Annotated in this window: 10 protein-coding genes; 3 read left to right on the forward strand and 7 right to left on the reverse strand. The window is 45.7% G+C overall.

Features of this window, described 5'->3' with window-relative positions; genetic code table 11:
- Nucleotides 1–3: 3 nt before the first annotated feature.
- Genes AC5YB1_RS07470 through AC5YB1_RS07480 form a run of 3 tightly spaced genes read right to left on the reverse strand, consistent with a single transcriptional unit; the run spans nucleotide 4 to nucleotide 2,322 of the window.
- Complete coding sequence (locus tag AC5YB1_RS07470; RefSeq protein WP_494521316.1) at nucleotides 4–1,380, reverse strand: ATP-binding protein; 1,377 nt, start codon at nucleotides 1,378–1,380, stop codon at nucleotides 4–6.
- A 5-nt stretch (nucleotides 1,381–1,385) separates the two neighbouring features.
- Nucleotides 1,386–2,066 carry a response regulator transcription factor gene (locus tag AC5YB1_RS07475; protein WP_494521317.1) on the reverse strand — a complete coding sequence of 227 codons (681 nt, stop codon included), beginning with the start codon at nucleotides 2,064–2,066 and terminating at the stop codon, nucleotides 1,386–1,388.
- Between the two features lie 22 nt (nucleotides 2,067–2,088).
- Complete coding sequence (locus tag AC5YB1_RS07480) at nucleotides 2,089–2,322, reverse strand: PepSY domain-containing protein (protein ID WP_494521318.1); 234 nt, start codon at nucleotides 2,320–2,322, stop codon at nucleotides 2,089–2,091.
- 383 nt (nucleotides 2,323–2,705) lie between these two features.
- Here AC5YB1_RS07480 and AC5YB1_RS07485 point away from each other — a divergent pair, with 383 nt between their 5' ends.
- Nucleotides 2,706–3,632 (forward strand): choice-of-anchor H family protein, encoded by a 927-nt coding sequence (locus AC5YB1_RS07485; protein ID WP_494521319.1) that lies wholly within the window; start codon nucleotides 2,706–2,708, stop codon nucleotides 3,630–3,632.
- 192 nt (nucleotides 3,633–3,824) lie between these two features.
- Here AC5YB1_RS07485 and AC5YB1_RS07490 read toward each other — a convergent pair whose 3' ends face one another.
- A complete protein-coding gene (locus AC5YB1_RS07490; protein WP_494521320.1) occupies nucleotides 3,825–6,602 on the reverse strand; it encodes a TonB-dependent receptor domain-containing protein in 2,778 nt (925 codons plus the stop codon).
- A gap of 348 nt (nucleotides 6,603–6,950) precedes the next feature.
- Between AC5YB1_RS07490 and AC5YB1_RS07495 the strand changes: the two genes are divergently transcribed.
- Nucleotides 6,951–8,921: an alpha/beta hydrolase family protein gene (locus AC5YB1_RS07495; protein WP_494521321.1), complete on the forward strand. Its 1,971-nt coding sequence runs from the start codon at nucleotides 6,951–6,953 to the stop codon at nucleotides 8,919–8,921.
- An 85-nt stretch (nucleotides 8,922–9,006) separates the two neighbouring features.
- On the opposite strand, the gene AC5YB1_RS07500 is transcribed toward AC5YB1_RS07495, so the two are convergent.
- Together AC5YB1_RS07500 and AC5YB1_RS07505 are read right to left on the reverse strand one after the other, a co-directional pair.
- A complete protein-coding gene (locus tag AC5YB1_RS07500; protein ID WP_494521322.1) occupies nucleotides 9,007–9,810 on the reverse strand; it encodes a molybdate ABC transporter substrate-binding protein in 804 nt (267 codons plus the stop codon).
- 303 nt (nucleotides 9,811–10,113) lie between these two features.
- Entirely contained in the window at nucleotides 10,114–10,365 is a 252-nt protein-coding gene (locus AC5YB1_RS07505) for a hypothetical protein (protein ID WP_110458578.1), read from the reverse strand.
- 124 nt (nucleotides 10,366–10,489) lie between these two features.
- Between AC5YB1_RS07505 and AC5YB1_RS07510 the strand changes: the two genes are divergently transcribed.
- A complete protein-coding gene (locus AC5YB1_RS07510; protein ID WP_494521323.1) occupies nucleotides 10,490–12,790 on the forward strand; it encodes a penicillin acylase family protein in 2,301 nt (766 codons plus the stop codon).
- Between the two features lie 105 nt (nucleotides 12,791–12,895).
- Here AC5YB1_RS07510 and pfaD read toward each other — a convergent pair whose 3' ends face one another.
- Nucleotides 12,896–14,518 carry an eicosapentaenoate synthase subunit PfaD gene (gene pfaD / locus AC5YB1_RS07515; RefSeq protein ID WP_494521324.1) on the reverse strand — a complete coding sequence of 541 codons (1,623 nt, stop codon included), beginning with the start codon at nucleotides 14,516–14,518 and terminating at the stop codon, nucleotides 12,896–12,898.
- Nucleotides 14,519–14,591 lie beyond the last annotated feature (73 nt).

Below are 14,591 nucleotides of genomic sequence, written 5' to 3' on the forward strand. Positions count from 1 at the left end.
ATATTATCCAGGTTGATTGAAACTCACCTCGAAGCAGGCGCCACCAAGGTGTGATGAGGTGGTAATGGTTAAATGTCCCTGATAGCTATCGATTAAGTCGCGCACAATCGCTAGGCCAATGCCATGGCCTTGCTCGTAGGTATCGACCCGCTTGCCTCGCTCAAATATGGCATGATGTTGCTGCTCACTAATCCCCTTGCCGTCATCTTCAATAATAAAGCGCAGTGTCGCCTCTTGTTGTACAACCGATAGCCTCACCCGCGAGGCGGCAGCTTTGCAGGCGTTATCGAGCAAATTCCCCAGTAACTCAGTTAAGTCACTCTGATCGCCATAAAAGACGCATTGTTCAGTGGGGGGCTGAGCATAATCGAGCTCAATGCCAGGGTGGATTTTGGTTAAGGTGCGCATCAGTTTATCTGATACTAGGCTGACCTTGATGCCCAAATGCCACGCGGTGCCTGCAGCACTTTGAGCACGTTTTAGCTGGTGGCCTATGGTGCGGTTGATCTGATCCACTTGCTCGATAGAGGTTGGGCTGAGATCTTTTTGGCTCTGGATGACTGCCAAGGGCGTTTTGAGGCTGTGGGCTAAATCCGATAGCGCATTACGATAGCGACTGCGCTGACGTTGTTCGGTACTCAGCAGCGTATTGAGTTGTTTGGCTACGGCTTGTAACTCTGTTGGATATTGCCCAGTTAATTGGTGTGACTCTCCTCGCTGCACCGATTTTAACTCTAATTTAAAGCGGGCAAGGGGTTTTAATGTCCAACGTAACCAGGCGATTTGAATGGTGAGCAGCACTAACATCAGTAGCAGTAACCAACTCCAAAGGTGCTGGCTGAACGCCTGTTGTTGCTCCGAAACGGTGGCGAAATCTTTAATGATATGCACGGTAATTGGCGCATCGGATGGATTGTGAGCTGTGGCAGCAAAACGTACGCTGAAACTGTAGATAAGGTGGGCTTTGCCATCGATGTCGATGTCACTAAAGTCACCACGGCCGACGTCTGGATTAGGTAACTGCTGTGGCTCACTGAGACCTAAAAACGAGTTAGATGCCCATATAACTTTGCTGTTAGGGGGCTTATTTACTTGCTCCGAAATTAATGCATATAGTCCCGAGTTGATGACATTAAATTGATTTTCCAATAAGCGCTCAGGCATCAGCAGTTCGCCATCTTCCATGTCAGTCACCGCAAGCACTGAATATAAATAGGCACTGAGTTGGTCCTGAGTATTAATCATTACCTGTTGTTTAAAGGCATTGTTAAGCGCAAGACCTATGATGGGCAATAGCACCACGATAAGCAGCAGGGCACTTAGCATTAAGCGGGTGCTAAGTGAGTTGAATAGCTTAGTAGGTTGGTTAACTATCTTCATGGTTTTTAGTCGTTAGCCAGTTGTCGCATACGATACCCTTGGCCTCTCAAGGTTTCGATTAAGCCATGTTCATTATCAGGATCGAGTTTTTTACGTAAACGGCGAATAAACACCTCGATGACATTGGAATCTAAATCGAAATCTTGATCGTAAATATGCTCGATAAGTACGCTTTTGGATTTCACTTCACCAATATGCAGCATGAAATACTCAAATAGCTTGTATTCTGAACCGCTTAACTTGATCTGCTGCTCACCGACTTTGATTTCATGGCTGCTGGTATTGAGGCTAAATATGCCGTTTTGAATGAGTGGGCTCGATTTTCCCGCCGAGCGACGAATAAGTGCTTTGAGGCGGGCGATTAACTCTTCAGGGTGAAAAGGTTTAGTGAGATAGTCATCGGCGCCAGCATCTAACCCTTCGACTTTATCTTGCCAACTGTCTCGTGCGGTGAGGATTAAAATGGGGAACTCAATACCTTGAGCACGCAGCTGGTTAATGAGCGTGATACCATCTAACTTAGGCAGGCCCACATCAATAATGGCTGCGTCATAGCTATATTCTACCCCTTGAAATAATCCCTCTTCACCATCACTGGCCACATCTAAGGTGTAATTGGCATCAAGCAGATGCTGCTTTAAGTTATCTTGTAGCGCTAAATCATCTTCAACCAGTAATAATCGCATCTGTTTTTCCTTAACTATCAGGTTACCGTCTACTCATTTGTCCGCTTACGGCGTCAATTGATACATAAAAAACGACACCATCGGCGCTGAGCAGTTTAGCGCGATATCCTGGGTTGCCATTGATCTTGGCTGATTGAACACTGAGCACTTTACCTCCGTATTGGCTTTTAACCATTTGGGTGGCCTGTTGGCGGTTTTTGACTCTGAGATTGGGTTGGTTTTTTTGTGCAGCGATTAACATGCTACTACTTGCCATCGTCGATAACCCATAGCTTGCTGCATTCCCATGAGAGGGGAGTAAAAAGCAAAGTGATGCTATCAATATCAGCGCAATTCTCATCAAAAGTACCTGTATTCCTATTGTCTGCTCAGTGTAAAAGATCCTATAAAAATAAGAAACATATCAACCTACTTAGGCCCTATTTTAGTCCTGTTATTTCGCTTGTTGTGCCACACCTTGTTGCACTCATAAACTGATGGCTAACTCCTATTATCCCCAAGTGAAAATGAATATTAGCTGAATGGTTTTTTTACATCATCACACTGAATTAACGATATTTTATCGTTCAGCTCATGTTCATTTTGGGCGGGCTTTAATAGATGCAACGACAAGATAACAGTTCTAAATGGAGATTGATTATGCCAACAATCACTCAGCTTACTCAAAACGTTACAACGGCGTTAACATCGACAATCTCGCTGCTTAATTCAAGAGTCTTACCGAGTGTGTTACTGCTTGGTTTGAGTTCGAGCATAGCGGTTGCGGCCGGCAATACTGCTGGTGAAAATAGCGCTGCTGACAATACAGATACGTTGAGCTCAGTATCGAAAAGTATTGCGCAAGGCTCAAGTGGCAAACCGCAGCCATTTAGCCGCGCTTTGCAGCCAATGAACGCGGCTCAGTTGTTAGCCGCTGAGCAACTTAAGCAAATTGAGAGCACGAGTAAGCAACGCAAGACTCGTGAACAAGTGATCGCGGAGCGTCAGTCTAGCGGGAATAAAACCGAGAAGCTACGCTCAGCATCTCAGCGTTTGAATGCGGGCATTTACCATGAATTCTCTATCTATGAGGCGAGTAGTCGTTTGTTTGAAGATATTGACTACGATGGATTTTTCCGCACATTTAGCGTGACCTTTGATGCCGATGTTCATAGTTTCTATATGGGCGAGCGTGCCGATGTTTTTGCTGATCTTTATTTAAGTCGAAACGGCGGCCCCTGGGAGCTTTATCATACCACTGATGTTTTCACTATTGTTGACGATGTGAGTGATGACGATTTTGAGGTATTAACGACCTTGCATGCAGGTTATCCAACCGATCATTACGATGTGTTGATCGATCTGTATGAGGTTGGTTACAGTGATATTGTTGCCACCATTAGCAGCGATGATCTCGACGAGCTTTATGCTTTACCCTTAGAAAGTGCCGATCGCGATAATGACGAATACATAGTGTCAGAGGTGATTATCGAAGGCGGCGCAATATCTGTGTTCGGGCTGTTAGGCTTAGTTGGGTTGGCCGTTATCAGGCGTAGACGCCGACTTAAAGGGGCTATTTCTGTGTAATGGCACTAATATATCAATGTTAGTCTTACTTATCAGATGATTTATACCCATCTATGAGGTGGCAATTGATAGCGACTTAGGCAAGGCTTACTTTTGCTGCCACTGAGCTTGTAGTGGGAAATTTAAATAATAAAGCGATAGTAGGTCATCCCTACTATCGCTTAGTTGGCTAATTAACTTTATATTAGCTGATTAGAAACGGTAGCTAACTTCCGCACGATATGTTGCACCAATAGCAGCGCCTGGGTAGGCAAAGCTATTGTAATACGGCCATGAATCATGAGAAGTATCAGTTTGTGGGCGCTCATTAAAGATGTTCTCACCGCTAATCAACACACTTAAGTCATCCGTGAAGTTGTAACCCACAGTCATGTTTACTGTGAAGTAAGGGTCTAAACGGTCGACTTTAAGTACTTCTCCAGTGTCAGGATCGTAGTTTTCAGCAGGTTGTTCCCACACAGGGATTTGACCAATTCTGTCAACACGAGTAGCAACAATCCAATCTTGATATTGCCAGCTAACCACTACGTTTGTCTTAGAACGTGGCTCTGAATTATCTTTGTCATCACGAATATCTTCTACTGGAGAATCATCGTTGACTTGATATTCTGTTTTAAGAATATGAGTCCAGCCAAATTGGAAGCCAAAATCACCGTAAGAGGTATCAATGGTGTAATTCACCTTAGCATCTAAACCGCTCTGACCGTAGAGTGATTTATTTTCTGGCGTTACACTGATTGATTCCAGTTGACCTTCACCCGGTGTACCCGCCGCACCGCGATTAATTTTAGCGCTATTGCTTGTACATTCGCTGCTGCTTGGATCTTTACCGTTTAAGCCATATTGACAGTCATATTCTAGGTTTAGAATATCTTGGGCACTCTCATCGGCAATAATATCTTCTAAAGAGATATCATAGTAATCAAGAGTAAAGCTGAAGTTATCAAAAGGTTCAACAATAACTCCTACACCCCAGTTAGTACCTTTCTCTTCTTCAAGAGTCTGGCTACCTGAACGACTTCCCTGGTAGTTAGTGGCTTCACACGAGCTTGGATTTGGGATGAAGTTTGGATCATCACCAAAATCATTCACGCGGCAATCAACATAGTCATATGCACTAGAGTAGAAGCCTGATGGGCCTGCAAATACATAATGCATATCTGGCGCTCTAAAGCTTTGTCCCCAGTTAGCCCTAAACTTCAACTCATCCATCACTTTATAAGTTAAGTTAACGCTTGGAGATACTCGTCCGCCAACATCGGTAGTGCTATCATCATATTCATCGTAACGCGCTGCAACACCAAGATCTAGGTCGTCAATCACTGGGATCAGTAGTTCGATACCTGCAGCATAACGACTACGATCGCCACCGCCTTCAGTGCCCGTTAGGCCTTGCCAACCATTGCCATCTTGATTCAGAGTACGTTCATCTTGATTAAGCTCGTAACCTTGCTTGTTGTATTCGATAACCGCGGCAAAGCCAACAGGACCTGCAGGTAGCTCAAAGAGATCACCGTTGATGTCGGCTGACATGGTACGAGAGTACGAATCGGCGACAATCACTTGGGTGCCAAGTACTTGATCTCTAATCTCAGGAGTAATGACATCATATAATCCCACAGAGCCTTGACCATTATAAAGACCATACGGGTTATCGACTTGGCCTAAAAAGAGCTCAGTAACTTTCTCTTCTTTCATCCAATCTCTATTACTTTCATAGTCATAACGACTTTCAGAGTAATAAACTTGCCAGTTATATTCATTGCCGATATCCCCTTTTAAACCAAGGGTGACATTGTAGCTTTGCTCATCGAATGTAGTGGTGCGCTGGCCCATTTCGTTAAAGTTAAATAGACGTTGAGCAAGCACATAGTCTTTTGAACCACCGGCAAAGTTACCAGAGCCATCAGGTGTGTCCATCAATAAGTATTCGCTGTAGAAATGGCGTGAACCATAAACAGCTGAGTCGACTGTTGAATACATAGTGTCTGCAAATAATTGCAGGTGGTCATTGATATCGTAAGTACCGAATAGGTAACCGGTTAAAGTTTCGCGCTCGTTACGGATGGTATTATCACCTGTAGTATCGACACCACAGTAATTACCAAATCCTTCACGTTCAGCATAGGTATATCCAGAGCCCGAGTCTTCACATTTTTGGGCACCCGGATCTCTATACTGTGCCGTAAAGGCATCCATAAATAAAATACCACGCGATAATGGGCCTGCGCCTGCTGGATTATCATCAACAGAGTCCATAAAGTCTCTATCACGAGAGTAGATAGGCTCTTGCTCATAATACTCTAATGTTCCGCCTATTGAATAATTAGAGCCTGTGGTTCCTGAGGTAATACTTAAGCGCTTTTGATCACCACCACCGTCTTGGGTTAAGCCATACATGGCATTAACAGTTGTGGAATCAATGTCTTTCTTTAGAATGATGTTAACAACACCAGCAACAGCATCTGAACCGTAAATAGCGGAAGCGCCTTGAGTCAAAATTTCAATTCGGTCAACCGCTGAAAATGGCACGCCGCTTAAGTTAACGAAGTTACTTTGTCCGTTATAAGGTGTTGGGTTTTCGGCAATACGTCTGCCGTTGAGTAGTACAAGAGTATAACCGGGTCCAAAACCACGTAGGTTAATGACATCAGCGTTTGGTGTGAAACCGCCTTGAGCACCAAATTCATTACCTTGTACTGTACCTGTATTTTGCGAGATACTTTGAATCGCATCAAAGGCAGTAGTAAAACCTTCGTTTTTCATATCTTCAGCGGTTAATACTACAACAGGCTGCGCAGTTTCTAAGTCGGTTCGATTAATACGACTACCGGTAACTTCCACTCGTTCTATTTCTTGTTCAATGACGACTTCATCTGCTTCAGCTGCAAACGCACTTGTCCCAGCAGTCAATGATGTAGCCAGCAATCCTAATTGAATTGCCCGGTATAACTTTGTTGTACTGTGCATGTCTACTTCTCCGAACCACTTCGCGATCCCCGTATTGCTGTTGCTTTACGTTTGGATATGCGAGTTTGGTTGTTTGTTTTTATGTTAATTTTGTTGGTTCTTTGCAACATAACCTACGGTATATCAAAGAGAATCGGATGTAAACAAGGTGGTTAAAAAGTTGCGTAATAGTTGTTAATGTTGTAAGTATTGCTTTGCTTTATATGTCTCTGAGGATATTTATTCTGATAAATAATGCTCAGGTAGGTTTATATTTCACTAAAGCTCGACATTTATTGTTAATGGCATGGAGTGTCATAGTGACAACGCGAGATTTATTGAGTGATATTTGATAATGGAAGGTTGTATATGGTGAAGGGGTCTAAAGTCTTGCTTACGGCAGGAATGTTATTTTTAAGTAGTAGTGCGGTAGTTTCTGCAGCCACTGATGTTGAGCAATTTTCTAAACACAGTATGTTTAATAATGTCAAAATTTCTCCAGATGGTCGTTATTTAGCTGCGACTTACCCCTTTAAGGAGCATAGGCGACTGGCAATCATTAATAATGCTGATCAAAAGATAGTTTGTAATTTTTTCTTTAAGGATGATGAGTCAGTTCAGGGTTTTTGGTGGGCAAATGACGAACGTGTATTGATGACAATTTCTACACAGTCAGGTCAATACGCGGCCCCTTTTCTGACCGGTGAGTTATTTGCGGGTAATTATGATTGCTCTAAAAAAGAGCAATTATTCGGAGTGCGTAATAACGATATTGCAGCGGCAAATATAGAAAGCCTGTTGATGGATGATCCCGAAAACATATTAATTTCATCAAATTTAGAAAAAAAGCAATTTAGTAATTTATATAAATTAGATATTTATAATGGAAAACGTCAGTTAGTCGAGAAAGCGAATTTTGAAAACGCTTCAATTGTGTTAGACAACGACGATAAGTGGCGAGTAAGTCAGTCAATGGTGACGGAGCGTAAGGGCATCTTAAAAGCTGAAGGCTCTGGAGACATGATCACTTATCTTCGCGATAGTAAAGATAATTGGCAAAAACTGTCTTTAATTGATTTGGTGCGTACCAGTGCTCAAGGTTCGGCAAATGTAGTTGGATTTAGTGCTGATAATAACTACATGTATACATTAGATAATACAGAAGCCAGTACACAAGGTATCTATAAAATAGAATTAGCGACAGGTAAGCGTGAACTCATGTATCGCAATGAGATAGTTGATTCACGCCCCTTGATGGATGTTTATACATCAAAAGAAGGTAAGCGTATAAAAGAAGTTGTAGGCGCAGTTTTCCATGATGGAAAACCCGACCTGGTCTTTTTTGATGAAGAGTCTGCATTTGCTAAAGAGTTTAGGGGGTTACAACAAGCGTTTAAAGGTAACGTCTTGAGTATCACTTCAAAAACAGCTGATAACAATAAATGGGTATTGATGACGTACTCGGATGTTAATCCTGGTAAGTTTTTTATTTATGATAGAGTGACGAAAAAGGCATCGTTTCTAGCAGCCTCTCGACCATGGATTGATGAGACTAAAATGTCTCATAAAACGCCTGTCAGCTTTGTTGCACGTGATGGATTGACTATCCATGGCTACTTAACCATCCCCAAAGGTAGTGAAGGGAAAAATTTACCACTGATTGTTCACCCCCACGGTGGTCCTCATGGGCCTAGGGATTACTGGGGATTTGAAGATGAAGTACAAGTATATGCCAGTGAAGGTTATGGCGTTCTTCAGATCAACTTTCGTGGCTCTGGCGGCTATGGTCGTGAATTTGAAGATGGTGGCTACGGTCAGTGGGGCGGAGAGATGCAGGATGACTTAACCGATGGTACCCTATGGGCGATAAAACAAGGGTATGCAGATAAAGATAAGATTTGTATTTCTGGTGCGAGTTATGGTGGTTATGCAGCACTAATGGGGGTAGTTAAAGAACCGGATCTTTATAAATGTGCTATTGGCTATGTTGGGGTATATGACTTACCTTTGATGTTCAGCAAAGGCAATGTTGCTGAAAGACTTGGTTGGGGTAAGCAATATATGGAAGAAGCTTTTGGCGGTACTGAAGCTGAAATGAAGAAAAACTCTCCTGCATACCATGCCGATAAAATCAAAGCCGGTGTATTTTTAGTTCATGGTGGGCGAGATGAGCAAGCTCATTATGAGAATGCCTATGTCATGCGCGATGCTTTGACTAAGGCGGGTAAAGAGCCTAAGTGGTTGTGGAAACAAACAGAAGGTCATGGTTTCTATGACGAGGATAACCGCAAAGAGCTTTATACGGAAATGGCTTCTTTCTTAAAAACCTATTTGAATTAAATCTCTGAGCTAGATGATAAGCTTAAAGCCACCTTTATAAGGTGGCTTTTTATTGGATTTCGTTTATTGGTTTTTAACTTAGTAATTACGGTGCATCGAAGCCGTATTCTGCCAGAATGGCTTGGCCTTGTGGCGCGATTATAAAATTGGCTAATTCATTGGCGTGAGGGTGGGCACCATTGAGCACCGTGAGGCCATAGTTAGCGCCGACGCTGAGATTGTCGGGTAGGGCGATTATCTGCAGTGTATTCACCTGCTTTTTGGCCAATACTGCGTTGGTGCAATAGGTCAAAAAAATATCAGCTTGGTGGTTTTCCATCACCCAGCCATAGGGATTGCGGCCATCAGGTGCTTTAGCACTGGTTGGGCCGCCGGTTAATTGCAAGGCTTTGCTGCTTAGTATTTTTTGGGCATTTGGTGACAGTTTTTCCGCTCGCTCGAATACCTTAAAAGCATAATCCCCAGCGGGATCGGCTTTGGGAGTCGAGGTGCCTAAGCGAGTCGTGTCATTTAACATCTGCTGGAGTAAGGTGGTAGGCGTTACGGTGACTTCTGGCTGGGCGAGGGCACACAGCTTATTACGGGCAAACATCACCACTTCACCACTCAGGCCCGCGTTATGCAATGCGGTGGGGTGTTTCATGTTCGCAGATGCATACAGGTCGACTTTTTCTCCCTGCTCAATACGTTGACGTAGCAGTCCTGAGGGCGCAAATTGCGCATCAATATCACTAACAGTACCGCTTGTTTGTTGATATGCTCCGATGATATCTGTCATGGCGGCTTTTAAACTCCCGGCTGCGCGAAATTGCAGTGGGTTGTCATGGGCTACGGCGCTGGTGGTTAATCCTAGAGTCAGTAAGGTTCCTAATATCCATTGATGCTTCATTATTGTATTCCTATACGTAAACGATAGTTGCTCAGGGTATCAAGCCTGAGTTGATAGCGGCTCGCAATAGAAGGATTAGCTTGGGTGAAAGACTTGCAGTAGAGATCGCTAACTTACGTTGATTATACGACAAATTGTCGCAGCCCATCATGAGAGACTTGTTTGGTTGGCTATCACTCTCAGTGAGAGAGCATTAGTAGTGCCAACAGCTTGGCCACTGCATTGAGCTTAATACCTTACAAAGGGGGGGATTAAGCTCACAACTAGCCTCAATTGATCACGGCGATTACTTCATCACGGCCATTATTTCATCAGAGCCTTAGTGCCGATAATTTTAAATGCCGGAACGCCTCTGACCAACGTTGGCCTTGCAAAGGCTTGCTGACACTGAGGGCAGATACCCGGTGCGAAGGTATAGTCTTCGCTTATCCGCTCTTTAAAACATTTAACCAGTGCGCCTTTGCCTCCCTTACGGTATTTATACAGTTTGCATTTGCACTGAGCACAGACAATATCGACAGTCCGACTAGGGCCTTTCTTATTGGGTTTTGCCATAATAATATTTTGCTCTCAACGGCTTAGAGCCTAATGCTTACGTCATAAAAAATGGGGCCATACTGTTAACATATGCGCAACTTGGTTATAGTGGTGGCCATTCAAGCGAAGTTGGTGTTACTTCATGATTAACATAATAAAAAAAAGTGTCATCTTGCTGTTATCGGTTGCCTTTTTGCTGCTCGTTGGCGCCTATATTAGTTTGCACTTGAGTCTACCTAAACTGACTGGCGAATTGAAGACAGCCAAGATCAGCAGTGTAACCTCCATTGAGCGAGATAAACTAGGCACAGCGGTCATTAGCGGCAAAAATCGCCAAGATGTGGCTTTTGCATTGGGGTTTGCCCACGGTCAAGACCGCTTCTTTCAAATGGATCTGCTGCGGCGTAATTCGGCGGGTGAGCTGAGTGAAATTTTTGGCCCCATAGCGGTTAACCTCGACAAACAGCGCCGTTTCCATCAACTGAGAAAGCGTGCCAATAAGGCATTGACTCAGTTGCCCGTGGCGCAGCAACAGTTGCTCGATCGTTATACCGATGGCGTCAATCAAGCGTTAGCTCAGCAGCGATTACGCTCATTCGAATACCTACTGACCCGCAGTCGCCCTGAGCCTTGGCATCCAAGTGATAGCTTGCTGGTAATTTACAGTATGTATCTGGATTTACAGAGTAATACCATAGCAAGAGATATCACGCTGACCCTAATAGATCGGATGTTTGGCAAACCGATGCGGGCATTTATCACCCAAACCTCGAACTATCAGGCGGCATTAGATCACAGTTTATTCCCCTCCGATCCGCCGCTTATTCCTATGCTCGAAAGCAGCCTAATGGCAAATCGCCGCGATAGCGTTATTGGCGAGATGGCTGAAGTTGGCAGTAATAACTGGGCGGTCACAGGCACCTTAACCGAGTCAGGACATGCCATGCTCTCTGACGATATGCACCTGTCATTTGCCGTGCCTATTATCTGGTATCGGGCGCAGCTTAATTATACTGATGCAAACGGCCAAGCGGTACAAGTGACCGGGATTTCCCTACCCGGGGCTCCCGCGATTGTGGTCGGTTCTAATGGTAAAGTGGCTTGGGGCTTTACTAATGCTTACATCGATACCGCCGATTGGGTCGCCATTACCGCCGATGAACCGTTAACCCAAGAACAAGAGCCCATTGCCTTGGCTGGTGATGTTGTGGATCATCAGGTGATAACCTCTCGCTTTGGACCGGTTAAAACCTATGCAGGTCAACCTTATGCGCTCTCTTGGGTGGCGCACCAAGATTACGCCGTCAATATGGAGTTAATGGCACTTGAGACCGTAAGCGATGCCGAGCAGGGGATAGCCATTGCCCATGGTTTTGGCGTGCCGGTGCAAAATATGTTGATTGTCGATGCTAAAGGCAATGCGGCATGGCAAATAGCGGGAGCGGTGCCGGCAAGACCCAATCCAAGTGATGTGGCGCAAGAGCCTGAGCAGGTAAAACTGTCATTGTGGCAACAAGGTGAAAGCCATTTACCGCAGGCATTCAATCCCAGCGGTGCTAGATTATGGAGTGCGAATGCGCGGGTGATGAGCACAAACGATGCAAGGCGTTTTGGCGATGGAGGCTATGCATTGGGCGCGCGCAGCGCACAAGTGCGTGATAGGTTGCAAGAGCAAGAGCAATTTAACGAAGCCGATTTTTACCGTATTCAACTGGATAATCAGGCGCGCTTTTATCGACCTTGGCATGATCTCCTACTTAAGACGTTGATGTCTCAACCGCAGCGTTTTGCCGAAGATATTCATCATCTGCAACAATGGGGCGAATGTGCTTGCAGCGAGTCGATAGGCTTTACCTTAGTGAAACAGTTTAGTAGCCAGCTTGTCGATCGCAGTTTTGCGGCGATAGAGACACCATTGAGTCAGCATCAATTAAGTCTGTCAGTGTTAAAGCGCTATCTTGAACCCGCCATGTGGCAGCTGTTACGCGAGCAGCCAGCAAGCTGGTTACCCAGTGAGTACGCTTCATGGCAGGAGTTTGTGATTGGTACCTATGTGATGGCCACTCAGTCTCTGATGGCCCAGCACAGTGAGAGTCATCGTTATGAAGACCTGGCATGGGGTAAGGTGAACACCTTGCATATTCAGCACCCGTTTAGTAAGCAGATGCCGCTGTTGAGCCGTTGGTTAGATATGCCTAAGGTGGCAGGCTTTGGCGATACCTTTATGCCTGCAGTGCAGCGTCCTAATTTTGGTGCATCACAGCGCTTTATTGTGCAGCCTGGGCTTGAGTCACAAGCTATTTTAACCATACCCGGCGGGCAGTCGGGGCATCCGCTATCGCCTTATTACCGCGCTGGATTCGATGAATATGCAGAGCAGGCCGTCACGCCGTTATTACCTGGAGCGATTCAGGCGCGTTTAGTGCTGCAACCCGCAAACTAACCAAGATACAGAGTGTTAGATAATAAAAAACCAGCCTAAGCTGGTTTTTGACTATCTATCGAACTCGCGGCTTGAACTCTAGTAGCTAGAGTTTGAACTTAGCTCTTAGGCCATGCGCTCAACGGGTTTCCAGCGCAGTAGCTCACTAGGCAGTTTTACCCCTTGGGCGGTGATGCTGTTAATGCGATTGAGGTAAGCCGCGCCGTACATCAAGTGCTTCGCCAAATCCACCGCATTGCGATTTTGGTAGTCATCTAAATAACTGCCTTTGGCCCACTGGTTAAAGGCGCCAAGTGCAGGGCCAGCCCAAATTTGGTAATCCATCTCACGGCCCACTTCACCTGAGTTTGACCAGCGGCTCGACAGTCCTAAATACCAGCGGAAAATCAGTGCCATCTTACGTTTTGGGTTACCTTCTGCGCGTTCTATCTGCTTAGGATCGCGCTCATTAAAGTGGGCGACGGTGCCCGCCCAAATATCATCGAGACTTGAGCGAAACACCTGCTTCTCAAGTTTTTCACGCTCATCGGCGGGGATGGACTCAATGGCGTCATAACGGCTGTAGATCTCATACAGCTTATTAGCGCGCATCGGAAATAGCGTGCCACGTTTAACCACCTGAAGCTTAACGCCCATCTCAAACATGTCGGCGGCAGGTGCCATGGTGACATCGGCCATCTCTGTGGTGGCCAGAAGCTTGCGGGTATGCTCACTGGCCCCGGCTTCGACACAGGCTTGGTTGATTGAACCGGTAACGATATAAGCGGCGCCCATGTTAAAGGTCGCCAATGCCGCATCTGGGGTGCCCACACCACCGCCACAACCCACGCGAAGTGGTGTTGGGTATTGGTACTTGGCTTGGATCTCCTCTTTTAGCGCGAGAATGGTGGGGAGCAGCGTAACCAAAGGACGGTTATCGGTATGGCCGCCAGAATCGGCTTCGGCAGTAATATCGTCAGCCATGGGGATCTGTTGGGCCATCTCCATCTGATCGACACTGATCAAACCCTCATCCACGAGTTTTTGTAGCATCTTCACGGGCGCAGGCATCATGAACTTTTCTGCCACTTCGGTGCGGCTCACTTTAGCGATCACCTTGTTGCCGATAACGATGTTGCCATGGGCGTCACGACTCAGACCCGCTGCGCGGTAGTAAACAATCTGTGGTGTGAGGCCTAAGAAAGCCGATGCTTCAACAGTGCGTACCTTATGCTTAAGAAACAGCTCGACGCTGCCACGCTCTAGGGCGGGTTCGCTTGGGCTATGAATAAGGTTAAACATGTAAGGGCCATTGGGCAGCGCGGCTTGAATGCGGTTAATGGCGGCTTCTACCCGGCTAGGGATCAGACCCGCAGCGCCAAATGAGCACAGAATGCCCGCTTTACCTAAGGCGATAACCAGCTCTTCAGAGGAGATGCCGTTGGCCATGGCGCCAGCATAGTAAGCATATTTTACGCCGTGAACGCGGCGAAAATTACTGTCGCCAAGGCTTTCGGTGCCCAGTGCAGGGGTGAAAGCGCTCACTGGATGGCCTTGAGTGTTGTTAGTCGTCATTAGGCTGGCTTGTGTCGCGATGCCAACGCCTTTGTCGCTGTCATTGATGACATAACAGGCGCGGCTGAAATCTTTCAGCTGCGCGGCCATGGTTGTCGTATCAAAACTGATGTCGGCATCACTGACTTGCCAAGGCCATGGCGATAATTTGTCGTTGGTTGTGGTGGGATTCATTTAAATAAGACCCTTATCATTTTTTATGCTTTATTCGATTGTCTAACTTGAGGTATTGGCGGGTGGCCAAATA

Source organism: Shewanella sp. 433, from assembly GCF_059338565.1.